The following is a 24,169-nucleotide window of genomic DNA, read 5'->3' on the forward strand; positions in this document are numbered from 1 at the left end:
ATACAAAAGAATTATATTTAGCTTTTGAGAATAAGGCATTATTTATAAACGGGAGGATGTATGAGCAAGGACAAGAAATTTGACAAAAATCGATCTGCCGGTATCGGCAATGAACCGGATAATGAAGAGATAACAGGAATAATATCAGACGGGTCAAAAACAGATAATGACAATAGTATTAGTGAAAAAGAAAAATACGAAAGAGATATAGATAATGAGCAGGATACTACATCAGAAGATGAGTATTCTGATAACGGATCAGATGAAAGATCGGATGAAGAAGACGATGAAGATGTTGATGATCTTGAGAAAGCCTTTGAAGAAGAAACAAGGCGAATGAATGCTAAGAAGCTAAAAAGGGATGCAAGGATTCCAAAGGGTATGACACCTCAGGAATACAAGGCCCAGAAGAGGAAGGATGCTATTAAAAATATAGCAATTGCTTTCCTTGCAATCCTTCTTGTGCTTACTCTTTTTTCCAATACTATTATGAATGTCACGCTTCCTCAGGTGGCTACATCTTATGTTGCCAGCAGCGAGATAGCACCATCTATCAGAGGTACAGGAACTCTTACTGCAGGTAGTACTTATGACGTTGTGATCACACAGACTCGTAAGATTGCTTCTGTAGAAGTTAAGGTAGGTCAGACCGTAGAGAAGGATCAGGTGCTTTTTACTCTGGAAGATGCAGAGTCAGAGGAGCTTGAAGCTGCAAAGACAGCAGCAGAGGATGCTAAGGATGCATATGATCTGGCACTCTTTTCAGCAGACATCCCTGCTGATGACATACTGGCTATTAAGAATGGATCTGCACTTTCTTTTGACTCATTTTTAAAAGAACTTGCTGAGGCCAATGAGAACTACTCAGCAGCACTTCAGACAGATACAGATGTTCAGGCTCAAATTGATGAGTATGAATATTATAAGAAAATAGCATCCCTGTATGTAACTGCAGATGAAGACAGGGACAAGGCTACATCAGGAACTACTACAATGTCTGATGCGGACATTGTATATCAGCAAAAGCTCCTTGAAGAGACGATCACCAATCTTACTGCAGAGATTGAGAAGTATGATGAGATAATCAATAAGTTTGAAGCTTCATATGGTACAGATGCTCAAGTCTATGAAGACAGCTCTGAGGATTTTATCACTGAGTACAACTCATATCGCGAGGCGATAGATAATAAATACGTAGCTGAGAGTAAAAAAGGCGTAGCTGAAAGGGAAAAGGCTAAACTTGCTGATTTTGGCAATCTTGAGACAAGAAATGCTTCCTATTATGACGGACTTATAGAGTCAGCAAAGGAGAACAAGAACCAGACAGCTGCAGCTCTCACTAAAGCAGAAACTGCAAGAAAAGAAGTTCTTGCCAAGATAACAGCTGAGATAGCACTTGTTCAGAAGAGAACTGATTATGAACAGGCTAAGGCCAAGGTTGATAAGCTTGAAGAGACAGCTATAGGAGCTACAGTTAATGCCCCTGTTGCAGGTACTATCACTAATGTAGCTTATAAGGCAGGCGAGAATACTAAAGCCAACGAGACTATGGCTACCATACAGCTTGAAGGCCAGGTTCTGACTATGAGTTTTTCTGTTACAACAGAGCAGGCCAAGAAAGTCAAAGTAGGGCAGGCTGCGTCAGCTCAGAATGCATGGGCATATTCAGACCTTTCTGCAGTACTTACATCCATAACCAATGACTCAAGTGACCCTAACGGTCATAAAGTTCTTAACTTTGAAGTGTCCGGAACAGATCTTTCTGCAGGACAGAGCCTTAGCCTTGTACTTGGAGAGAACGCTGTAACCTATGACCTTGTAGTACCTAACAGTGCCATAAGAGAAGATAATAATGGTAAGTTCGTCCTGATACTTGATTCCAGAAGCACACCTTTTGGTAACCGTTATATTGCAAGAAGAGCTGATGTGACAGTTGTAGCATCAGATGATGCCAACTCTGCCATTACAGGTAATATCGATCCGTATTCATATGTTATTACAACATCAACAGCGCCTATTTCTTCAGGAGATCAGGTAAGACTTCAGGATACTAATTCATAAGACGGGTTTATTATGATCAAAAAACTATTACGAAAAGTCAAAAGAGCACTAAGCCCGTATGGAAAGCGTCTCATAGCTCTTGTCTTAATACTGGTTGCAGCCTTGCTCCTTGGAGCATATAAAGATTATGCTGTTTCATCTCTGCCTGACCAGAACGGATGGAGGAACTGGATTGATGACGGAAGCTATGGACAGATAAGTATTTACTTCAACCATTCGCTTAGTGTGACACCTGATTCTATCAGGGAATACAATTATAAGATACTTAAAGCTTTGCAGGAAGCTGCCCTCAAAGAGGAAGGCGATGAGCTTGTATATTGTTACAGTGCGCCGGGGCGAGTGACCATATCACGTGAAAGTAAGAGTGTTGACGTAAAAGCAGTTGGAGTGGGCGGCAAGTTCTTCTATATACATCCTACAACTCTTATAAAAGGCTCTTACTTTGATCCCGAAGCCGATATGAAGGATCAGATAGTTATTGATGAAGATACTGCCTGGAACCTTTTTGGATCAAGTGATATCATCGGACAGGTTGTAGATATAGGCGGTATCCCACACTATATATGCGGCGTTGTCAGAAGACAAAGTGGCAAGATTGCCAAGGCGGCAGGACTTGATAAGCCTATAGTATATGTATCATTTCAGACACTTGTGATATATGGAACTGTGGATTCAAGTAGCTTTGATGGTGGTCAGATTCAGAGCATAGACCCAAACGAAGAAGGCATGTATACGTATTCAGGATCAGAAGAAGGCTCTGGCGGATCGACATCATCAGGTTCTAAATCTTCCGGTGATACAGGAGGTAGTACACCTGATACTTCTTCCGGAGCATCCGGCAGTGCTACAGCTTCAGGTGGATCTGGTCAGTCTGCAGGCACCGGATCAGGAAGTTCAAATGGTACAACTACTTCATCAGATAATAACGACGCAGGTGGTACATCTTCTGAAAGCTCATCCGGCGAAGCAGGCAGTGAAACAGGAACAGATACATCTCCTGCGTCTGCCACAGAAACAGGACCAGCTACAGCGCAAGGATCTTCTTATTCCGGAGGAAATTATTCAGGATCGTCAGGGTCAGTACCTGATGTTATACAGCCTCTTTCCTATGGTGAGAGAGCAGAAGCTGACAGCATCAGTATAATATCTACTAATCTAAGCGGAGTAGCAGGTATAGCATGCTATGAACTGATAATGCCTGACTCAGTTGATAACTATGCAACAAACCTTGTCAAAGATAAACTTGGATTTAAAGATAATGATGACATTATTGTAATGGATTCCAGAATGAGATTTTCATTGGGATCTTTGATCAGTATCTTTAAAGCCTTCCCGGCAAGATCGATGCAGCTGACAGAATTCTCATATCCATATTGGGAGAATATTGCAAGAGGCTGGGAAGATATTCTGGCTATGGTAGTAATGGCTGAGCTTATACTATATGTTATAGCTTTCCTACTATTAGTATGGATAGTGGTAAGCTGGTACAACAACAGAACCTGGAAGACCAGGGATATTGTTAAGAAAGTTAATGACACAATATATGATTTTCAGTCACACAAGAAAAGGAGAAAAGGCAATGGTAAAATCAAGAAAACTAGTTAGTCTGGCTTTATGCCTTACACTGACAGCAACTGTATTTACCGGATGCGGCAAAAAAGGAGCCCAGAAGGGATCAACTGACAATGTTGCAGATTATGACCATATCTACAGAGAAGATAAGTTTACACTTTCTGAAGAAGCAGATGTGAGTGAATTAAATAGAATTGGCGCCTACAAAGATCGAGTTTATGTATATGGTCAGTCATATGGCAGTGATGATGAAAATGGAGAATTTAAGTTTTTAAGCTTTAAGGAAGATGGAACTGACGTGAAGCAGTTTTCTGTTTCTGCCAAGGCTTCAAGCGAGAATGAAACCATCTATTTCAATCAGGCAATCTGTGATGGCGATGGCAATTTCTATATGGTCAAAAATGTGTACAACTACGGGGAAGATGAAGATAATTACGATGACTATTATCTGGAAAAATATTCTCCGGAAGGAGAACAGCTGTGGCAGAGCCAAATTACTGATACAGATATAACAGGGGATGGCATCTATATAATTGAAGGCAGGGGCGTTCTTACATATGGAGGAAGTAAGATTGGCCTGTTTTCCGAGGAAGATGGCAAACTCATAAAGGATTATGATACAGGCGTTGAATACCTGCAGCAGCTTGTTCCAAAGGACAACAATGTACTTATATATACTTGGGATGATGACGGATACAAACTTCAGGAATTCAGCCTGGATGATGGTAAGGTCGGCAAAGATATTGAATTCCCCGGAAGTTTTAGCAATTATTCTTACTGCCTTCAGGGTACTAATTCGGACCTTCTTCTTCTTGCAAGAGACGGAATTTATACCTACAACTATGGAGATAGCGATGTAACATATTGCTGCTCTTATATTGATTCAGATATAAACTCTGACATGGTAGAAGGTGCTGTTCAGCTTTCAGATACAGAGTTTCTCCTTCTTCTTATGGATGAGGAAGATTATACATATAAGCTTACTAAAGTTGTGAAAGTGCCTGCCGAAGAAGCCAAGTCTCAGGAGATAATCACTCTTGCATGTTACTGGATGGATTCGACAGTAAGAAATGCTATTGTGGATTTTAACAAGTCCAATCCTAAATATCGTATATCTGTCACTGACTATTCTCTATATGACACGGATAATGACTATGGTGCCGGTGTTACCAAACTTAATACAGATATAGTTGCCGGTAATGTTCCGGATATCGTGCTTGCGTCCACGGAGCTTCCTATGGAGGCTTATGCAGCCAAGGATATATTTATGGATCTGGATCCGTTGATTGAGGCAGACAGCGAATTCGTCTCGGATGATTATCTTCAGAATGTTTTTGATTCTTTTAGAAGAGATGGCAAGCTCTATTCACTTGTGCCTGCGTTCTCGGTTTATACTATAGCAGTTGCGACATCTGCTGTAGGAGGCAAGACATCATGGACTATGAAAGAGATGAAGCAGATAGCTGATTCTAAAGGCATAGAATATAAGGATATGTTCGGACTTGGATATACCAGAAATAATATCATGAGCATGGCTGTATATCTTAATGCTTCGTCATATATCAATTGGGACAAGCACGAGTGTTACTTTGATTCGGATGAGTTCAAAGAATTCCTTGCATTTATGAAGGAGTTCCCTGAAGATTATGACTACTCCAACTATGAAGATACTTCGGACTATTGGAGAAAAGGCAAAGCCCTTGCAGAACTTGAGTATTTGGGCGATTTCGATTCCTATAAGGATGTTCTTAGAGGAACATTTGGCGAAGATGTTACTATGATTGGCTTCCCTACAAATGACTCAGTAGAGGGATCATCAGGAAGTGCCATCATCCCTACCAATGAGATATGTATAAGCGCTTCTACTGATAAGAAGGAAGGCTGCTGGGAATTCCTTAAGAGTTTCTTTAATGATGAGTATCAGCAGAAATATGTCGACTATGGATATTTCCCTGTAAAGAGAAGCACATTTGAAAAAATGGCTGACGATGCTATGAAACCTGAAACTTGGATTAATGAAGAAGGAGTGGAAGAGACATATACTCCTACTATGAATGTGGGTGGAACAGAAGTAGAACTTACTCCTTTGACTCAGGCAGAAAGAGATTATATTGTAGGCTTCATAGAGGGAGTAACTGAACATGTTGTATATGACGAAGAGATATTCAATATCATCTCAGAAGAAGCTGCTGCATATTTTAATGGCCAAAAGTCAGTTGATGATGTTGCTGCGATCATTCAGAGCAGGATCAATATCTACGTCAATGAGAACAGCTGATAAGTATTAGAATTTCAAAACTTCCTGTACCTGATTTTTCTAAAGAGGGTACAGGAAGTTTTATTTTTGATAATAATAATGAAAATAATATTAATTTATTGTATAATATTTTTGAGTTGTTTTTAAACAATTTATAGAGTCACAGACTCGCATTAAGGAAGGAGACATTATTATGAGAAAGATGCAAAAGATTCTTTCTGTTGCAATGGCAACTGCAATGACTATGTCACTTGTAGCTTGCGGCGGTTCAGCTGACAATGATGCTGATGTAACAGATAAGGAAGAGACAACAGAAGAAACAGGTTCTGAGGAGACAGGTTCTGAAGAAACTGGTTCTGAAGAGACAGGTTCTTCTGAAGAAGTTACAGATATGAAAGTTGCTATGGTTACTGACTACGGTGATATCACTGATATGTCATTCAACCAGACAACATACGAAGCTTGCAAAGCTTACTGTGACGAGAACGGAGTAGAGTTCTCATACTTCAAACCTGCAGATAACTCAACAGATGACCGTGTTTCATCTATCGAGCAGGCTATCGACGAGGGATATAACGTTATCGTTATGCCAGGTTATGCATTCGCAGAAGCAGTTGTAGAGACAGCAGAAGACAACCCTGATGTTAAGTTTGTAGCACTTGACGTATCACAGTATGACTTCGATACAGCTAATGGCGGCGAAGAGTATTCTCAGCCTAACGTATTCTCAGCTATCTATCAGGAAGAGCTTCCTGGATACATGGCTGGTTATGCAGCAGTAAAGCTTGGTTATACTAACCTTGGATTCCTTGGTGGTATGGCAGTTCCTGCAGTTATCCGTTATGGTCTTGGTTTCGTACAGGGTGCTGACGCAGCTGCAGCTGAGCTTGGCATTGAAGTAACAGTTAACTACGCTTACGGCGGACAGTTCTACGGCGATTCTGATATCACAGCAGTTATGGATACATGGTATCAGGGTGGAACAGAAGTTGTATTTGCATGCGGCGGCGGTATCTACACATCTGCAGCAGAAGCAGCTCAGAAGGTTGGCGGCAAGGTTATCGGTGTTGACGTTGACCAGCAGGGTACTATCGATGGTTCTTATGGCGAAGGCATGACAATTACATCAGCTTGTAAGGGTCTTACAGCTACAGTTAACACACTTCTTTCTGCTATCCAGAACGGTGAGTGGGACAACTATGCAGGACAGATCCAGAATCTTGGACTTGTTTCAGCTGATGATCTTTCACTTAACTATGTAAGTCTTGCTGATTCTACACTTTACAACGATGACTTCACAGAAGATGATTACAAGGCACTCGTTGCAGCTATGTTCAATGGCGAAGTTACAGTTAATAACGATTCTTCCAATGCTGATCCTTCATCCCTTGGATGCGAGAACGTTAAGATTGGAACATATCAGGAAAGCATTAAGTAATTTGCTTTATTAAGGTAAAAATAAAATAGACTGCGGAAATACTTGAATTTTCCGCAGTCTTTTTATAAAATGGCTTTTGATATTTTTTACTATAAAAAATTTAACTTCTCTATTGATTCTTTAATGAATTGGAATTATGATTCTAAGGATTAAAAAATATCCTGATCAGAGCTCGATAATCGATGGAATTTACAATCAGTAATTCTGGTTGCTATTTTTCATGGTTTACCGAGCTGTGGTCATGATATAGACCAGGTCGCTAATGGGAAGCGATTATTTTATATAAGGAGAATTCAGCATGCAGGATAATTACACTATTGAGATGCTGAACATCACGAAAAGATTCCCCGGAATAGTTGCAAATGACAACATATCTTTGCAGCTTAAAAAGGGCGAGATCCATGCACTTCTTGGAGAAAACGGTGCTGGTAAGAGTACTCTTATGAGTGTTCTTTTCGGATTGTATCAGCCTGAAGAAGGTATCATCAAAAAAGATGGTAAGGAAGTTAAGATCAACAATCCTAATGATGCCAATGATCTTGGCATAGGAATGGTTCATCAGCACTTCAAACTTGTCCAGTGTTTCACTGTACTGGATAATATTATTCTGGGCGTTGAAACTACCAAATACGGCTTTTTACAGAAAAAGGAAGCCAGAAAGCGTGTTATGGAGCTTTCTGAGAAGTACGGTCTTAAGGTAGATCCTGATGCGCTTATTCAGGATATTACTGTTGGTATGCAGCAAAGGACTGAGATCCTTAAGATGCTGTACAGGGACAATGATATTCTTATCTTCGACGAGCCAACAGCCGTTCTTACACCTTCTGAGATCGATGAACTTATGCAGATCATGAAGAATCTTGCCAAAGAAGGCAAATCAATTCTTTTCATATCTCATAAGCTCAATGAGATCATGTCTGTTGCTGACAGATGTTCAGTTCTTAGACGTGGTAAGTATATAGGAACAGTTGATATCAAGAGTACTACCAAGGAAGAGCTCAGTAAGATGATGGTAGGCCGTGATGTACAGCTTGTAGTATCCAAAGAGGATGCCAAGCCTACAGATGTTGTTCTTGATGTTGAGAATCTTGTGGTTCCATCAAACCATCATCACAAGAATGCTGTTAACAACGTATCATTCAAGGTTAGAAAAGGTGAGATCGTATGTATAGCAGGTATTGACGGCAATGGTCAGTCTGAGCTTGTATACGGTATCACAGGTATCACCAAGTCTACAGGTGGCACTATAACTCTTAATGGCAAGGATATATCCAAGATGAGTATCCGTGAGAGGAATACATCAGGACTTTCACATATCCCTGAAGATCGTCAGAGACACGGACTTGTCCTTGACTATTCACTTGCTTATAACATGGTGCTTCAGAGATACTTCGAGCCGGAGTTCAGAACAAAGCTTGGATTCCTTAAGAAAAAGAATATCAAGAACTATGCTTCAAGACTCATAGATCAGTTCGATGTTCGTTCGGGTCAGGGCACAGCTACTATCACCAGAAGTATGTCAGGTGGTAACCAGCAGAAGGCTATCATCGCTCGTGAGATGGACAGAGACCATGATCTTCTTATAGCAGTTCAGCCTACTCGTGGTCTTGATGTAGGAGCTATCGAATATATTCACAGTCAGCTCATTAAAGAGCGTGACGCAGGTAAGGCTATTCTTCTTGTTTCTCTTGAACTTGAAGAAGTTCTTAGTGTGTCAGACAGAATCCTTGTAATGTATGAGGGCGAGATCGTTGGTGAGCTTGATCCTAAGACTACTACAAGAGAAGAGATAGGTATGTATATGTCAGGAGCCAGGAGAGAGGAGGTCAAGGCATGAAGACTAAAAAGAATATCTTAAAATCAAATGCTTTTCAGACGATCCTTTCATCGCTTCTGTGCATTTTGTTTGGTGTCATCATATGTTATATAGTACTTCTGTGTATCAATCCTGCAGGTGCTAATGAAGCGATGACAACTATCCTTCAGAATTTCCTTGCAGCATCTAAGGCAAACCTTAGACTCAAGAATTTTGGAAGTACACTTGTTAAGACAGCGCCTCTTGTTATGTGCGGTCTTTCTATTCAGTTCTGTTACAAGACCGGTCTTTTCAATATCGGAGCAGCAGGACAGTATGCTGTAGGTGCAGGTATCAGCCTTTATGCGGCACTTGCATGGAACCTTCCATGGTTTGTCTGCCTTCTTCTGGCTACAGCAGTAGGTGCATTATGGGGAGCTATTGTAGGATTCCTTAAGGCTTACAGAAATGTTAACGAAGTTATCTCCGGTATCATGCTTAACTGGATAGGACTGTACCTTGTTAACATGCTTACAGGCAATGTCAAAGAGACAACAAGCCCATATACTATTCCGATCAAGTCTGTTAGCAAGCAGTCACTTCTTCCAAGCCTTGGTCTTGAGAACCTCTTTGGTGGTAATAAGTATGTAGGAATCGCTATTCCTCTTGCTATAATCATCGCTATCGTGATCTACATCATCCAGCAGAATACAACTCTTGGATATGTACTTATTGCTACAGGTTATAATAAGGAAGCTGCCAAATATGCAGGTATGAAGGGAAGCAAGAATATCATCATAACTCTTATCATTGGCGGAGCTCTTGCCGGTATGGGTGCAGGTATGTACTACCTGACAGGTATGGAGCAGTGGACTACTACAAGTTCAAGCGTTCCGGACATGGGCTTTAATGGTATCGCAGCCACATTCCTTGGCGGTCTTAACCCTATAGGAACTGTATTTGCAGCATATTTCATCGAGCATATCACACTTGGAGGATCTAAGATCAATCTTAACGTATATCCTTCTCAGATTGCTGATCTTATGTCAGCTATCATCATCTACCTTTGCGGATTTACTCTTTTCTTTAAGTATTGCATCAATAATTACCTTCGTAACAAGGAAGAGAGAGCTGCCAAGGCTACTGTAGAAGTTACAAAAGATGATAAAGCTAAGGAAGGAGGCGAAGGTAAATGATACCTCTGATTCAATACACACTTCTGTTCACATCGGTTCTTACACTTGTAGCACTTGGAGGCTGTTATGCAGAGCACTCCGGTGTTATCAACCTTGGACTTGAAGGAATAATGGTTATGGGAGCCTTCGGCGGCGCCCTTGCTCTTAAGAGTTTTAACGTATCTTATGCAAATGGCTCTGTTCCTGCTATAGTTGTAGTACTTGCAGCAGTTATCTGCTCTATGCTTTCAGGAATGATCTATTCCTGCCTTCTGGGTATAGCCTGCATTAATTTTAAGGCTGACCAGACACTGGTAGGTACCGCTCTTAACATGCTGGCGACAGCTGTAGCAACTATCATTGCTAAAACTATGAATACAATCGCTGATCCTGATAATGTATCAGCTACAATCTCTTATGTTAATGCCAAGAAAGCACTCCTTGTTTATTTTGGCAAGTTTGAGTTTAACTGGTTCATGGCTATTGCTGTTATCGCTCTTATTATCGCTTATGTACTTTTATATAAGACAAGATTTGGCCTTCGTCTTATGGCCTGCGGTGAGCATCCTCAGGCTGCTGACAGTGTAGGTATCAGTGTTAACCGTATGAGATGGTCAGGTGTACTTATATCAGGTATGTTCGGCGGACTTGGTGGTATCGTATATATCACAGCCGGTGTTAGTGAGTGGAAGTTCGAATACGGCGTTGCCGGATTTGGTTTCTTATCACTTGCGGTTATGATCTTCGGTCAGTGGAAACCACACCTTATCGCTCTTTCAGCTATACTGTTTGGTTTCTTCAGAGCTCTTTCAAACGTTTATACAGGTTTTGCATTTTTCAAACAGCTTAACCTCCCAAGTACTTTCTACAACATGTTGCCATACATCATCTCTCTTATAGTTCTTGCATTTACATCCATGAACTCGAGAGCACCTAAAGCTGAGGGTATTCCATACGATAAGAGTGCCCGCTAAAGACTGGACATTATATGACATTTGAGAATTATTTAAATAATAGAATAATGCTCGCAGACGGAGCGTTCGGAACATACTTTGCATCAAAGTACGGGACGGGCGCTCTTCCCGAATGCGCTAATATTACTGACCCAAGCAAAGTAATCGATATACATAGCGATTACATCAAAGCCGGGGCCAATCTTATAAGGACCAATACATTTGCCTGTAATACCTTAAATCTCGGGCCTGATATGAAGAAGCTGGGCGATCATATATCAGCCGGATGCAGACTTGCATTTATGGCTTCTTCTCTGTACTCTGATACTTCTGATATACAAGATTCAAATACAGGAATACCAAATACAGGAATTTCATATACCGACAAATCTGGATCAGATGAAAACTCTGATGCACGTATTAATGATACAAATGCTGCTAATCAGGGTAAAAGACAGATCTTTGTAGCAGGAGATGTTGGACCGATTCCATTTATTCCGGGACAGGATGATGAAAAGATTTCTGAAGAGTATTTTTTCATGGTCCAGACTATGTATAACAGCGGAATTAAGATATTCCTTTTCGAAACTTTTGCTGGAATTGATAATATTCTAAAATCTCTTAACTGGCTCAAAGAAAAAAAGGAAAACGAGCCTGATCTTTTTGTATGGGTTCAACTGTGTTCAAATCAGCATGGATATACTAACGAAGGAATCCACGTTAGAAATATAATAAAAGAATTATCTGCAAAAAAGCTCGTTGATGCAGCAGGACTTAACTGCGGTATTGGACCCGCTTCCATGAGGAATATCATTGATGAGATAGACTTCACAGGTATAAAGTATGTATCAGCATTCCCTAATGCAAGCTTCCCTCAGGGTATGCTTTCAAGGCCTATCTTTTCAGGTAATGAGAAGTATTTTGCTTCCAAGATGGAAGAGATACTGTCTCTTGGAGCTGATATTGTGGGTGGGTGCTGCGGTACAAGCCCTGAGTATACATCCAAAATCGCAGAGCTGGATCTTAGTACTAAAAAGAGTCACGCCTTTAAAGGTGAAGCTGATCTTAGCATCAAGGTAAGAGAGAAAGACTCGTCATTCTGGGAAGGCAAGACTTCTAAGAAGCTCATAGCAGTAGAGCTTGCACCGCCCTTTGGGGCAGATGATAAAAAGCTCATGGACAGTGCCAATGCTCTTACCAAGTATAATGTTGATGCCATAACACTGCCTGACTCTCCATCAGGAAGAACAAGAGCAGATTCTATCCTGGCAGGACTTAAAGTAAACAGTGAGACAGGAATAGCAGCGATTCCTCATATCTGCTGTAGAGACAGGAATGTGATAAGTCTTCGAAGCGGCCTCTTGGGCGCCTATATGAATGGTATAAGAAATATACTGGCGATAACAGGAGATCCTGTTCCGACTCTTATGAGACAGGAAGCAAGAAGCGTGTTTAACTTTGACTCTGTCGGTCTTATGAAAGTAATTGCAGAGCTTAATAGGGAAGAGTTCTACCGTGATCCTATAACTTATGGCGGCGCCCTTTCTTATAACAGGCCTAACACACATGTTGAGCTGTCACGTATGATCAAGAAGATAGAAGCGGGTGCTTCCTTCTTCCTCACACAGCCTGTATTTTCTGATGAGGATATAGAGAAGCTTTCATTCTTTAAAGACAAGATGAAAGAGGTTAATTCTGACGTTAAGCTTTTTTGCGGCCTTATGCCTCTTGTAAGCTACAAGAATGCACTCTTTATCCAGAACGAAATGTCCGGTATCAATGTTCCTGATGAAGTTATTGCCAGATATAAGCCTGACATGAGCCGCGAAGAAGGCGAAATGGTAGGTGTATCTGTAGTTAGAGATGTTATCGCTAAGACCAAAGACTTCAGCGACGGATACTATTTCTCTATACCTTTTAATAGGGTTTACTTATTAGATAAAATTCTTGATTAAAATATAATAATGGCATGTGTCAATTCTTCACTATGAAGTTTGATTCTGTGCAATCGCGCTCTTTCTATACTGCATAGGGCTCTGCCCTGTAATCTTTGAAAACCTTGTGGAAAAGTTGGATTCATCATTGAATCCGACTTTAACTGCTATCTGGCTTACGGGTAGGTCTGTTAGATCCAGAAGCTCTCTTGCCTGCGTAATGCGGTAGTTGGTCAGAAAGTTATAGGGAGTTGTACCCATATACTGTCTGAATAGCTGCAGGAAATAGGACTTACTCATGTGGGCCTTTTTTAACAAATCCTGCATGCTTATTTCTTCCTGATAGTGGAGTCTTATATATTCTGCGATGGCTTCCATTGTTTTTTTATGGTCATTGCCATGTTCAGCATTCTCTGAAAGAAGACTTCTGACCATTCTGTTAAGTATTCTATGAACATACATACCGCTTGAAAGAGCAGATTCTGTGGTTTCTTCAGGGAGCTTTCCCAGCATACTTTCAAATATATCTCTTGTAGACCTTGGAATGTGAACGCTGCGAAGCTTTCCGTCTGGAATAAGATACGGCTCCATAGCCTTAACACCTGCACCGTCGGCATGGATCCAGTAGTGGTGCCACTTGCCGGCTTCTTTATAGGTGCCATAGCTTTGAGGTGTTCTGCAGTTTAGAAGAAGGGCTTCACCTTTTTTAAGAAGGATAGTATCCCCTCCCTGGCTTATCTGACCGCAACCTTCGATGGTATAGAAGATGAGATAGCTTTCTTTGTTACCTCTTGAAGTTGAGAATTTCTCCCTGCCATAGAAAAGGCCTGCTTCAGTTACAACATAAGGCTGTGAGAGAGCTGCCTGGCTGGGCGTTGTTCTTTGCCATATGCTTCCTTTTTCGACATCCATTGTATAAGTTAACATGAGAGTTCTCCTGCAAATATAATGATAAAAACGTACGTTTTAATAGTAACATAATCGTTGTCACAATGAGCAAAATGTTGTTTATTGCATAATGATAATACCAAAAGAACCATTAAATGTATGAAATAAAAAGAAATCTATGTGACTAATAAATAAATTGCGGCAATATATTTGGTGTGCCTGTATATTGCCGCAAGAAAAGGTGTATTTCGGTGATACATCTGAAAAAATGGTATATTGCGGCAATAAAGGCGGTGTTGACAGCTGGTTATAATGATTCAAAAGATAGCTGATTATTGTGAATCAAAAATAGCTGCGTATTTTGGATTACTTTGCAGTTTGGAAATGACTTCTTCTGAGAAAAGCTCGATATACTGCTTGAATGTGAGTTTATTGATATGAGCAAAAGAAGAAGGTAGATCTACTGCTTCACGTATGCTTGCTCCGGTCGGTCTTTGTATAGGCTCTTTGACGGCTTCTGAAAAGCAAACACCATGCTCATAGGATTTATCCAAACATTCTATGGCCTTCTTATAATCTTTATTTCTGTTATAAATGCGCGCTGCATGCATGTAAAGCATACACATATCGCTATTAAACCATCCATAATTACCATCTTCAAAAGTAGACCTATAAAGCATAACAAGCGAAAGGTAGATGTCCGGATTATTAGCAGCTGCAAAATGCTCAAAATTCATGGCTAGCAATTCTGTTAGTTGATGAAGCATTGTCAGAAAAGCTTCACTTACATATTGATCATGTTTGCTGTCATGTACCATTGCTGTACGAACCACTTCCCGGCTACTTGATATAGAAGAACTTTGAAGGGCGATTTCTTCTATCTTCTGATAATCTCTGAGACTGTCTAGCACACGAATTAGTGATGAATGAATAAGCTCTTTCATATGAACATCGTCGCTGTTTTTGTAAGCTTGCTCGTAAAGCTTAGCAGCTTCTTTTAACGCATCAGTTTCATTCTTTTTTCTTTTTTCAGTCGAGGCTATTATCGACAGGATCATAGCCAGTCTTTCCTGCAAATGCCATTCGTTTGGGAATTCAGACAATGCTTCTCGAAGAAACTGTTCATGTCTTTTTAACTGTTTTTTATCAGGCACAGCTTCTGGCTTTAATAGTTTGTTTGCTTTCTCGATGTATCTTGAAAGAGTACTTTCACGATCATTGTTGTAACCGAACAGTTCATCGATTGAAACATGGAAGTAGTTGGCTATAGCAGGGATCATCTCCATATCCGGATATGCCTTATTGGCCTCCCATCGAGATACAGCCTGACTTGTTATACCTAATGCAGTTGCAAGATCATCCTGTGTTCTTCCATCTCTTTTACGCAGTTCCTTGATTGCGCCTCCTAACATGATCCTCATATTTGATCTCTCCTTAGTTGAATTCACCGGTGTGATTTTATTATATCTAAAGACCTGCAGCGAACCAATAATCAATTAGTTGTTTATAACTAAACCATTAATTTATACGGCTGCTTATTAGACTATAAATACGGCCAAGCACATAGATATCAGAAAATATATAATCAGCTGCTAAGCATCAGACTTGAAAATATAGAAATTTGTGGTTATATTTACAAGGTATCAGGATAAGTGGGTGATGTGCTGGCACAAGTACAGAAAGAGCTTCGAGAATCCTGGTGGTCATGTAGAAGAAGGCGAGAGTGCTATGCAGGCTGCAAAGCGCGAACTATACGAAGAGACTGGCATTACAGACTGCGATATCATTCCTTTGTGGGATTATGAACAGCCTTGGGATGATGGGATTCATAAGAATAATGGACGTGTATATCTGGCGATTGCACACTGCCTTGGAGAACTTCCTGAAAGCGAAATGGATAAAATTGAACTTTTTGATGAAGTTCCTGAAAACTTTACATACGATAGGGAACTTGCGACTAAGGAGTTTCACATAATATTTTAAGGGCATGGGATATTGCGCATTATTGATGGGGAAGGTAATAAATGTCGATTGAAAAAAGTGTTTTTGATAAGAAAACGATGCAAACAGTTTTGCTTGATAAGTATGGACTACATTTAAAAGAAATGATACATCTTTCTTTGGGAACTGCTAATTGCTATAAGGTTTGCTGTGACGAAGATGATTTTTTCTTAAAAGAGTATCAGAGCAAATTTGAGATTGAAAAGATACAGAAGGAAGCGAATCTTGTAAAGTATTTGGCAGAAAGAGATTTTCCTGTTGCCAGGTTTATCATGACAAAAGAGGATGAAAGCTGTTTTTTGTATGAAGGACATGTTATAGGTGTTCAGGAGTACCTGGAAGGGAAATCTTATCTTAATGATCTTCCGCATTATCTTTTGAAGGATAGTGCAAAGTATCTGGGACTATTGCATTTGGCACTTAAGGATTATCCGCTTGAAACAGAACTTGGTGAAAAGTGGGCAAGGAGCATCTCGGTTCAGTCTGTTATTGATAAATATGGAAGATTGCTTAAGGCATTGGAAGATTATAAGGAAGATGCCAACTATGCCAGGATAAAAGATGATCTTGAGTTCAAGATAGAACTTTTTGGTCATATTGAGGAAATGAAGGAATATTTCAAGGGAATTACATATACGTCTAGCCATGGCGATTATACGGCGTGCCAGTTGATATGTGATGATGAAAAGGTGAAAGCAGTAATAGATTTCTCTTCAGCAGCAAAGCTGCCTGCAGTTTGGGAGATAATGAGATCTTACATTCAATCAGGAGCATGCCCGAGTGGACAGTCGTTTGATATAGATGATTTTTCTTTGTACGTAGAAGAGTATATGAACTATTTTCCGCTTTCACAAAGAGATCTTGAGGCAATGCCGTATGTTTACCTTTTTCAGCTTTCTCGAAGTGCATACGGATATGAAGAATACTTGATTGATAAAACCGAGAATAGGGATGCGCTTTTACAGTTTGCGATTTGGAGAACAGAAATCTGTAAGGAAATTTACAATAAAGCGGACAATATTTCCAAAAAACTGATGCAATTAAGCAAAAGTGCTTGAGAAGATATTGCTTAGTTCAAAAAAGTATATAATAATATTTATTTTTGGTATACATTGAGTATGATATAAATCAAAATATTGAAGAAGGATTAAAGCTAAATGATCAAACATCCAATTAATCCAGTATATGACAACAATTCAAGAATATTAGTACTAGGCAGTTTTCCGTCAGTGAAGTCCAGGGAGGTAATGTTTTTCTATGGACATCCACAGAACAGGTTTTGGAAGGTGACTGCGGCGGTATTTGGTGAGAGTGTGCCACAGACAATTGATGAGAAAAGAGCCTTTCTATTAAGAAACCATATTGCAGTGTGGGATGTGATCGCGTCATGCGATATTGATGGATCTGCTGATTCAACAATTAAGAATGTAGTAGCTAATGATCTATCTGTAATACTGGATAATGCGCCTATTGAGGCAATCTTTGTTAATGGTAAGACTGCAGAGAAATATTACAAAAAGTATACAGAGAAAGTGACTAATAGAAAAGCAATATGCCTTCCGTCTACAAGTCCGGCTAACGCAGCATGGTCCGTGGATAAACTGGTGGAGGCATGGAGCGTGATAAAGACAAACATAGTAAGGGAGGAGCAAAGAGATGATAACTAGAGACGAGGCATTTGAACTTCTTAAAAAGTACAATAAGGATTCTTTTCATATCCAGCATGCGCTGACAGTGGAAGCTGTTATGAAATGGTACGCCAATGAACTTGGATATGCAGATGAAGCTGAGTACTGGGGAATTGTCGGACTTCTTCATGATATTGATTTTGAGCTTTATCCCGAGGAACATTGCCTTAAGGCACCAGAGCTTTTAAAAGATGGGGGAGTTAGTGATGATATCATTCATGCTGTATGTTCACACGGATATGGAATCACTGTGGGATGCGGTGTGACTATTGATGTTGAGCCAACTCGTGAGATGGAGAAGGTTCTTTTTGCGTCAGATGAACTTACAGGACTTGTATGGGCAGCTGCTCTTATGAGACCTTCGAAGAGTACTAAGGACATGGAGCTGAAATCTCTTAAGAAAAAGTATAAGAGCAAGGGATTTGCTGCAGGCTGCTCAAGAGAGGTCATTGAACGTGGCGCGGCACAACTTGGCTGGGAACTTGATAAACTTCTCGAGATGACACTTAAAGCTATGGCTGAGAGTGAGGATCTGATCAATGAAGAGATGACTGCTGTAGCATGAAAAATTACTACCATATAGCAGAAAAGCCATTATTATTTATGAATTTATTTGATTTTCAGAAATAGTCAATCTTGATATTTGAGTTGTAAAAGGTACTAAATAGTGTAATATATAGTTAGAAAGGTCTCCATTAACCTGTTAGCCTATGAGCTAATAAAGAGATGAACTTTAAAGAAGGTCTCCATTAACCTTCGGATTATCCGTAAAGAGATGAGATTTAATGAGTGGGAAGCTTTGAGCTTCCCACTTTTTTTTGAATATTAGGAAGATACAATTTTAGAACAAATAGCCCTCAATTGAAATTTGTGCATTCAATTGAGGGTTATTTGTTTTTTTATTAAAGAGTGGACTTTTGCAAAAGTCTTTCGGACTTTGAACAATGGTACAGGCATTTTATGAAGTTATAATCAGTATTAGGTCAGGCCAAATACATAAAGATACTAAATAAAACTAATATGGAATAATACTAAGTTTATTTGGAATATTATCAAGAATGGGAGATAGCTATGGGACTAAATCACTTAGCGGTTGATATAGGCGCTTCCAGTGGCCGACACATTATCGGTAGAGTAGATAATGGCATTATGAAGCTGCAGGAAGTCTACCGATTTGAAAATGGGGTATCTGAGAAGAACGATCATCTGTGCTGGGATATAAATTTATTGTATCAAAATATTATAGATGGTATCAGAGAGTGCAGAAACCAGAATCTCACGCCGGATACCATGGGAATTGATACCTGGGGAGTTGATTTCGTGCTTCTTGACAGCGATGGGGAAATCCTTGGTGATACAGTCGCTTACAGAGACGAAAGAACAGATGGCATCAGGCAGGAGCTTGAAGATAAGGGCATCCTTTCTTTTGACGATCTGTATTCTAAAACAGGAATCCAATATCAGAAATTTAATACGATCTATCAGCTTGTGGCACTTCAAAAAGAGCATCCTGAATACATGGAGCAGGCAGAGAGCTTTCTCATGATTCCGGATTATCTTAATTATAAGCTGACAGGTATAAAGTCTAATGAATATACCAATGCTTCTACGACTGCGCTTGTGGATGCAAAGACCTGCGACTGGGACTATGAACTTATAGAAAAGCTCGGTCTTCCAAAGAAGATATTCGGTAAACTTTCAAAGCCTGGTACAAAGCTTGGAAGATTTACTCAGGAAGTCAGGAACTATGTAGGTTTTGACCTTGATGTGATACTTCCGGCTACCCACGATACAGGTTCTGCATATCTTGCTGTTCCTGCAAGGGATGACAAGGCAGTGTTCCTGTCATCAGGCACATGGTCACTTATGGGAGTTGAGAACAAAGAATCTATAACAAATGGCGAGTCTAAGGAAGCTAACTTCACCAACGAAGGTGGCTATAACAATACTTATAGATATCTTAAGAACATCATGGGACTTTGGATGATCCAGTCTGTAAGGCGGGAGATCGGTGAGATTACAGGCACAAAGCCTTCTTTCCCAGAGCTTATTGAAGCAGCTAAGCAGGCAAAAGATGTTGACGTAGTGCTTGATGTTGATGATGCAAGATTCCTTGCACCTAAGTCAATGATAGATGAAATAAAAAATGCCTGCGAAGATGCCGGAAGGCCGCTTACCTGTACCAATGAAGATTATCACTATTGTAAGGAACTCTTGGACAGAGAAAAATATAGTAAGAAATTATCAGATATAGACAAATCAGGAAAAGATAATCCTGATGTAAAAAAATCTGAAGCAAGCGATACTCCAGGTAGCCTTCCAGCAGGAACAGGCGAAGTTATGGCGGTTATCTATAATTCTCTTTCTGATGACTACAGAAGAACTGTTAAGACGCTTGAAAAACTTACTGGTAATAAATACACATCCATCAACATCGTAGGCGGCGGATCACAGGATATGTACCTGAACCAAAGAACCGCTCAGGCGACAGGACTTCCTGTGTTTGCAGGACCGACAGAAGGAACAGCTCTTGGAAACCTGATAGTGCAGTTCATATGTTCAGGAGAGTACAAGAATCTTCAGGAAGCACGAGATGCGATAAAGAAGAGCTTTGATATTAAATGTATTGAAGACTAAGTGATATCAGTTGAATAGCTATATAGATAATAAGTATTTGATATAAAAACTATATTTAACAAACATCGAATAGAAAAATCGAAGCTACAAGCCTTGAATTAAGGCTAAAGGAGGAAAAATGAGTTACGCAGAAGCAAAAGAGATTTACGCTAAATACGGCGTTGATACAGAAAAAGCAATTTCACTTCTCAGAAATAAAGAGATCAGCATTAACTGCTGGCAGGGAGATGATGTTGTCGGATTTGATAATCCAAATGGCGGAGCAGGAGACGGCATTGCAACAACAGGTAATTATCCGGGAAGAGCAAGAACATTTGAAGAGCTTAAGGCAGATTTTCTTGAAGCTATAAGCCAGATCCCTGGCAAGAAGAGAATCAATCTTCATGCCTGCTATGCAATCTATGATGACGAGCATCCATGGGTAGACCGTGATGAGCAGACATATGAGCACTTTAAGCCATGGGTTGATTTTGCCAAGGAGCATAACCTTGGAATTGACTTCAATCCTACTATTTTTTCACACAAGATGATGGTTGATGGTCTGTCACTTTCATCCCCTAAGAAAGAGGTTCGTGATTTCTGGATCCGCCATGCGATTGCATCAAGAAGGATCGCAGAGAGAATCGGTCAGGAACTTAATGACATGGTACTGAACAATGTATGGATTCCGGATGGCTTTAAGGATATTCCTGCTGACCGCCTTACACCAAGACTTCGTCTTAAAGACTCTCTTGATCAGATCTTCGCAGAGAAGTGCCCACACGTTATTGACACTGTAGAATCCAAGTTCTTCGCAATAGGTGTTGAGAGCTATACAACAGGATCTAACGAGTTCTACATGAGCTATGCAGCAACTCACCCCGGCGTATACAACCTTCTTGACATGGGACACTATCATCCAAGTGAATATGTAAGCGACAAAATTCCTGCGCTTCTTCCATTTTTTGATAAGATCCCTCTCCATGTGACAAGACCTGTTAACTGGGATTCAGACCACGTAGTTCTCCTTCAGGACGAGCTTATTGAGGTTATGAAGGAAGTTGTAAGGAATGATGCTCTTGATAAGGTAATCCTTGGCCTTGACTTCTTCGATGCGTCTATTAACAGAGTAGCAGCCTGGGTTATCGGAACACGTGCTACGCAAAAAGCCCTTCTTTTAGCCCTTCTTCAGCCAAATGAAGAGCTGAAGAAAGCTCAGGATGATGCTGACTATACTAAGCGTCTTATGCTTTCAGAAGAGATGAAGTCACTTCCATGGTCCGACGTTTGGGCAGAATACTGCAAACGAGAAAACGTCCCTGCTGATAAGTCCTGGTACGACGAGATCAAGCGCTATGAACAAGAAGTGCTTTCAAAGAGAGCATGAAGTTTGAATACATTAAAAAGTAAATATCATAACTATAAACAATTCAAACTTTCTGTTTGTATTTGGAACTAGAGTGTTACAGGCAGATGGCATGATCATCCGGATTCAATGGAAAGTTTGAAAAACACAAAGGAGGAGAGATTTATGGCAAATCGTATCGTACTTAACACAGTTTCTTATCATGGAAAAGGCGCAATTGCAGAGATTCCGGGCATTGCAAAGAGAGAAAACTTCACCAAGGTCTTCGTATGCTCAGATCCTGATCTTGTAAAGTTTGGGGTTACAGCCAAGGTTACAGATCTTCTCGATAAAGAAGGCATTGCTTATGAGCTTTTTTCCGGAATCAAACCAAACCCAACAGTAGAGAATGTTGTAGAAGGTGTTGAAGCTTATAAGAAGGCAGGCGCTGACTCTATCATAGCTATAGGCGGCGGTTCATCCATGGATACTGCCAAGGCTATCGGTATCATCATCACAAACCCTGAGTTTGCAGATGTTCGCTCGCTCGAAGGCGTAGCACCTACCAAGAACCACGCTGTAAAGACTATCGCAGTTCCTACAACAGCCGGTACTGCTGCAGAAGTTACTATCAACTACGTTATCACAGATGTTCAGAAGCAGCGTAAGTTCGTATGCGTTGATGAGCATGATATCCCTGCATATGCAGTTATAGATCCTGATATGATGAGCTCTATGCCCAAGGGACTTACAGCAGCTACAGGCATGGACGCTCTTACACATGCTATCGAAGGCTACACAACCAAGGGAGCCTGGGAGCTTACAGATATGTTCCACTTAAAGGCTATCCAGCTTATCGCTGACAACCTTAGAAAAGCTGTTGAGAATGACCCTGAAGGTCGTGAGAAGATGGCACTTGCACAGTATATCGCAGGTATGGGATTCTCTAACGTAGGTCTTGGAATCGATCATTCTATGGCACACACACTTTCTGCTCACTATGACACACCACACGGCGTAGCATGTGCTATGTTCCTGCCTATCTCTATGGAATACAACCGTGATTACACAGGCGAGAAGTACAGAGAGATCGCAAGAGCTTTCCATGTAGAGGGCGTTGACAACATGTCTCAGGAAGAGTACCGTGATGCCGCTATTGCAGCTGTTCGTAAGCTCTCCAAGGATGTAGGTATTCCGGAAAAGAATGAGAAGATCAAGGAAGAAGATCTGTCACAGCTTGCAGATGACGCACTTGCAGATGCATGCTGCCCAGGTAACCCAAGAGAAGCTACAAAGTCTGACGTACTTGCTATGTTCAGAAAACTCATGTGATGTGCGTTTAATCCTGAATGGGTAAACGCTGTTCTTCTAAAGAAGAGTCAATAAATATACGTTTAATCATAAGCGTTTAAATACATTCTTCTAAAGAAGAACCTGGTATTATTTGAAGAACTAATAAAAACTTAAAGAGGTTTGTCATGTTTAATATTCTAGAAGCACCTTTTATGATCGAGATGATCAGAACAGTTACCAATATGTATGCCCATGGCTGGGATGAGCGTAACGGAGGCAATGTCTCACTTCTTCTTGAAGAAGAGAAGATCAAAGACTACGTAAATACTGATGCGGTTATCCGCACTATAGATATCCCTTTTGATGCAACAGCCCTTATTGGAAAATACTTTCTGGTAACAGGTACAGGCAAGTATTTTAAGAATGTCCAGTATGATCCTGAGAAGAACATGGGACTATTCAGAATCGGTAAGGACGGGCACACAGCAGAGCTTTTGTGGGGATATAATGACGGCGGAAGATTTACATCAGAGCTTCCTGCTCATCTTATGAGCCATATCACACGTCTATCAGTAGATCCTGATAATCATGTTGTTATGCATTGCCATCCTACTAATCTTCTGGCTATGACTTATGTTCATGACCTTGATGAGAAGAAGTTCACTCATACACTTTGGGAGTTCTCTACAGAATGTATTGTAGTATTCCCTGACGGTGTTAACGTCCTTCCATGGATGCTCTGTGGTACAAATGAGATTGGGCAGGCAACTGCAAAGAAGATGGAGACAGCTCGTCTTGTTGTCTGGGCAGCACATGGTATCTATGGTGCCGGCAAGGATCTTGATGAGACCTTCGGACTTATAGAGACAGCTGAGAAGGCTGCCGAAGTATACATGAAGTGCGCAGCGCTTCCTAAAGTCAACACCATCAAGGATTCTGAACTGAAAGAACTGGCAGATTTCTTTAAAGTTACTCCAAGACAGGGATATCTTGATATTTAAGACTTGGTAAAAAGTATAGATTCCTGTTTTTTTCTCAGAAATCAAAAATTATACTTTATTAACGAACAAGAAGGTTGCTGCATTTTGTGGCAGCCTTTTTGCTTTGATGTTGCAAAGATCTTACATAGGCATCGGATATTTATAAAATTGTG

The 24,169-nt window shown here is 40.4% G+C and carries 18 protein-coding genes; 16 read left to right on the top strand and 2 right to left on the bottom strand.

The features are described from left to right. The first annotated feature begins 60 nt into the window (after window positions 1–60). The 8 genes from I7804_RS10165 to I7804_RS10200 all read left to right on the top strand — a co-directional run bounded on the left by I7804_RS10165 (window position 61) and on the right by I7804_RS10200 (window position 13,206). A complete protein-coding gene (locus I7804_RS10165; protein ID WP_248403267.1) occupies window positions 61–2,061 on the top strand; it encodes an HlyD family efflux transporter periplasmic adaptor subunit in 2,001 nt (666 codons plus the stop codon). Window positions 2,062–2,073: 12 nt separating this feature from the next. After that, complete coding sequence (locus I7804_RS10170) at window positions 2,074–3,666, top strand: ABC transporter permease (RefSeq protein WP_248403268.1); 1,593 nt, start codon at window positions 2,074–2,076, stop codon at window positions 3,664–3,666. Continuing rightward, window positions 3,641–5,911 carry an ABC transporter substrate-binding protein gene (locus tag I7804_RS10175; protein WP_248403270.1) on the top strand — a complete coding sequence of 757 codons (2,271 nt, stop codon included), beginning with the start codon at window positions 3,641–3,643 and terminating at the stop codon, window positions 5,909–5,911. Before I7804_RS10170 ends, I7804_RS10175 begins: the two co-directional genes overlap by 26 nt. Window positions 5,912–6,083: 172 nt before the next feature. Beyond that, window positions 6,084–7,328, top strand: a complete 1,245-nt coding sequence (locus tag I7804_RS10180) for a BMP family lipoprotein (RefSeq protein WP_248403271.1) — start codon at window positions 6,084–6,086, stop codon at window positions 7,326–7,328. Window positions 7,329–7,626: 298 nt separating this feature from the next. Next, a complete protein-coding gene (locus I7804_RS10185) occupies window positions 7,627–9,165 on the top strand; it encodes an ABC transporter ATP-binding protein (protein WP_248403273.1) in 1,539 nt (512 codons plus the stop codon). After that, complete coding sequence (locus tag I7804_RS10190) at window positions 9,162–10,319, top strand: ABC transporter permease (protein WP_027206472.1); 1,158 nt, start codon at window positions 9,162–9,164, stop codon at window positions 10,317–10,319. The genes I7804_RS10185 and I7804_RS10190 overlap by 4 nt, the downstream gene beginning before the upstream one ends. Beyond that, the gene (locus I7804_RS10195; protein WP_248403275.1) at window positions 10,316–11,272 is read left to right on the top strand and encodes an ABC transporter permease; all 957 of its coding nucleotides are present in this window, start codon (window positions 10,316–10,318) and stop codon (window positions 11,270–11,272) included. Before I7804_RS10190 ends, I7804_RS10195 begins: the two co-directional genes overlap by 4 nt. A gap of 14 nt (window positions 11,273–11,286) precedes the next feature. Beyond that, a complete protein-coding gene (locus I7804_RS10200) occupies window positions 11,287–13,206 on the top strand; it encodes a bifunctional homocysteine S-methyltransferase/methylenetetrahydrofolate reductase (protein ID WP_248403277.1) in 1,920 nt (639 codons plus the stop codon). A gap of 30 nt (window positions 13,207–13,236) precedes the next feature. Here the strand turns inward: I7804_RS10200 and I7804_RS10205 are convergent, their stop codons facing one another. Beyond that, window positions 13,237–14,112, bottom strand: a complete 876-nt coding sequence (locus I7804_RS10205; protein WP_074754057.1) for an AraC family transcriptional regulator — start codon at window positions 14,110–14,112, stop codon at window positions 13,237–13,239. 293 nt (window positions 14,113–14,405) lie between these two features. Next, on the bottom strand, window positions 14,406–15,494 hold the full coding sequence (locus I7804_RS10210) for a helix-turn-helix transcriptional regulator (RefSeq protein WP_248403278.1): 1,089 nt from the start codon (window positions 15,492–15,494) through the stop codon (window positions 14,406–14,408). Between the two features lie 202 nt (window positions 15,495–15,696). Between I7804_RS10210 and I7804_RS10215 the strand changes: the two genes are divergently transcribed. The 8 genes from I7804_RS10215 (at window position 15,697) to rhaD (ending at window position 24,017) form a co-directional block, all read left to right on the top strand. Further along, window positions 15,697–16,056, top strand: a complete 360-nt coding sequence (locus tag I7804_RS10215; protein ID WP_248403279.1) for an NUDIX domain-containing protein — start codon at window positions 15,697–15,699, stop codon at window positions 16,054–16,056. Window positions 16,057–16,097: 41 nt separating this feature from the next. After that, a complete protein-coding gene (locus tag I7804_RS10220) occupies window positions 16,098–17,132 on the top strand; it encodes a phosphotransferase (protein WP_022754645.1) in 1,035 nt (344 codons plus the stop codon). 99 nt (window positions 17,133–17,231) lie between these two features. After that, window positions 17,232–17,741: a DNA-deoxyinosine glycosylase gene (locus tag I7804_RS10225; protein WP_248403281.1), complete on the top strand. Its 510-nt coding sequence runs from the start codon at window positions 17,232–17,234 to the stop codon at window positions 17,739–17,741. Further along, a complete protein-coding gene (locus I7804_RS10230) occupies window positions 17,731–18,327 on the top strand; it encodes a hydrolase (protein WP_248403283.1) in 597 nt (198 codons plus the stop codon). The genes I7804_RS10225 and I7804_RS10230 overlap by 11 nt, the downstream gene beginning before the upstream one ends. A 506-nt stretch (window positions 18,328–18,833) precedes the next feature. Further along, window positions 18,834–20,399 (top strand): rhamnulokinase, encoded by a 1,566-nt coding sequence (locus tag I7804_RS10235; RefSeq protein ID WP_248403285.1) that lies wholly within the window; start codon window positions 18,834–18,836, stop codon window positions 20,397–20,399. Window positions 20,400–20,517: 118 nt separating this feature from the next. Further along, window positions 20,518–21,765, top strand: a complete 1,248-nt coding sequence (locus I7804_RS10240; RefSeq protein WP_248403287.1) for an L-rhamnose isomerase — start codon at window positions 20,518–20,520, stop codon at window positions 21,763–21,765. 144 nt (window positions 21,766–21,909) lie between these two features. Next, window positions 21,910–23,055: a lactaldehyde reductase gene (fucO, locus tag I7804_RS10245; RefSeq protein WP_022759509.1), complete on the top strand. Its 1,146-nt coding sequence runs from the start codon at window positions 21,910–21,912 to the stop codon at window positions 23,053–23,055. Between the two features lie 146 nt (window positions 23,056–23,201). Further along, window positions 23,202–24,017 carry a rhamnulose-1-phosphate aldolase gene (gene rhaD / locus I7804_RS10250; RefSeq protein ID WP_022754652.1) on the top strand — a complete coding sequence of 272 codons (816 nt, stop codon included), beginning with the start codon at window positions 23,202–23,204 and terminating at the stop codon, window positions 24,015–24,017. Window positions 24,018–24,169 lie beyond the last annotated feature (152 nt).

Source organism: Butyrivibrio fibrisolvens, assembly GCF_023206215.1.
Classification (GTDB): domain Bacteria; phylum Bacillota; class Clostridia; order Lachnospirales; family Lachnospiraceae; genus Butyrivibrio; species Butyrivibrio fibrisolvens_C.

Bases quoted from the DNA above. Each gene is read 5' to 3' on its own strand.
- I7804_RS10165 (WP_248403267.1), top strand. From the start codon at position 61: ATGAGCAAGGACAAGAAATTTGACAAAAATCGATCTGCCGGTATCGGC.
- I7804_RS10170 (WP_248403268.1), top strand. From the start codon at position 2,074: ATGATCAAAAAACTATTACGAAAAGTCAAAAGAGCACTAAGCCCGTAT.
- I7804_RS10175 (WP_248403270.1), top strand. From the start codon at position 3,641: ATGGTAAAATCAAGAAAACTAGTTAGTCTGGCTTTATGCCTTACACTG.
- I7804_RS10180 (WP_248403271.1), top strand. From the start codon at position 6,084: ATGAGAAAGATGCAAAAGATTCTTTCTGTTGCAATGGCAACTGCAATG.
- I7804_RS10185 (WP_248403273.1), top strand. From the start codon at position 7,627: ATGCAGGATAATTACACTATTGAGATGCTGAACATCACGAAAAGATTC.
- I7804_RS10190 (WP_027206472.1), top strand. From the start codon at position 9,162: ATGAAGACTAAAAAGAATATCTTAAAATCAAATGCTTTTCAGACGATC.
- I7804_RS10195 (WP_248403275.1), top strand. From the start codon at position 10,316: ATGATACCTCTGATTCAATACACACTTCTGTTCACATCGGTTCTTACA.
- I7804_RS10200 (WP_248403277.1), top strand. From the start codon at position 11,287: ATGACATTTGAGAATTATTTAAATAATAGAATAATGCTCGCAGACGGA.
- I7804_RS10205 (WP_074754057.1), bottom strand. From the start codon at position 14,112: ATGTTAACTTATACAATGGATGTCGAAAAAGGAAGCATATGGCAAAGA.
- I7804_RS10210 (WP_248403278.1), bottom strand. From the start codon at position 15,494: ATGAGGATCATGTTAGGAGGCGCAATCAAGGAACTGCGTAAAAGAGAT.
- I7804_RS10220 (WP_022754645.1), top strand. From the start codon at position 16,098: ATGTCGATTGAAAAAAGTGTTTTTGATAAGAAAACGATGCAAACAGTT.
- I7804_RS10225 (WP_248403281.1), top strand. From the start codon at position 17,232: ATGATCAAACATCCAATTAATCCAGTATATGACAACAATTCAAGAATA.
- I7804_RS10230 (WP_248403283.1), top strand. From the start codon at position 17,731: ATGATAACTAGAGACGAGGCATTTGAACTTCTTAAAAAGTACAATAAG.
- I7804_RS10235 (WP_248403285.1), top strand. From the start codon at position 18,834: ATGGGACTAAATCACTTAGCGGTTGATATAGGCGCTTCCAGTGGCCGA.
- I7804_RS10240 (WP_248403287.1), top strand. From the start codon at position 20,518: ATGAGTTACGCAGAAGCAAAAGAGATTTACGCTAAATACGGCGTTGAT.
- fucO (WP_022759509.1), top strand. From the start codon at position 21,910: ATGGCAAATCGTATCGTACTTAACACAGTTTCTTATCATGGAAAAGGC.
- rhaD (WP_022754652.1), top strand. From the start codon at position 23,202: ATGTTTAATATTCTAGAAGCACCTTTTATGATCGAGATGATCAGAACA.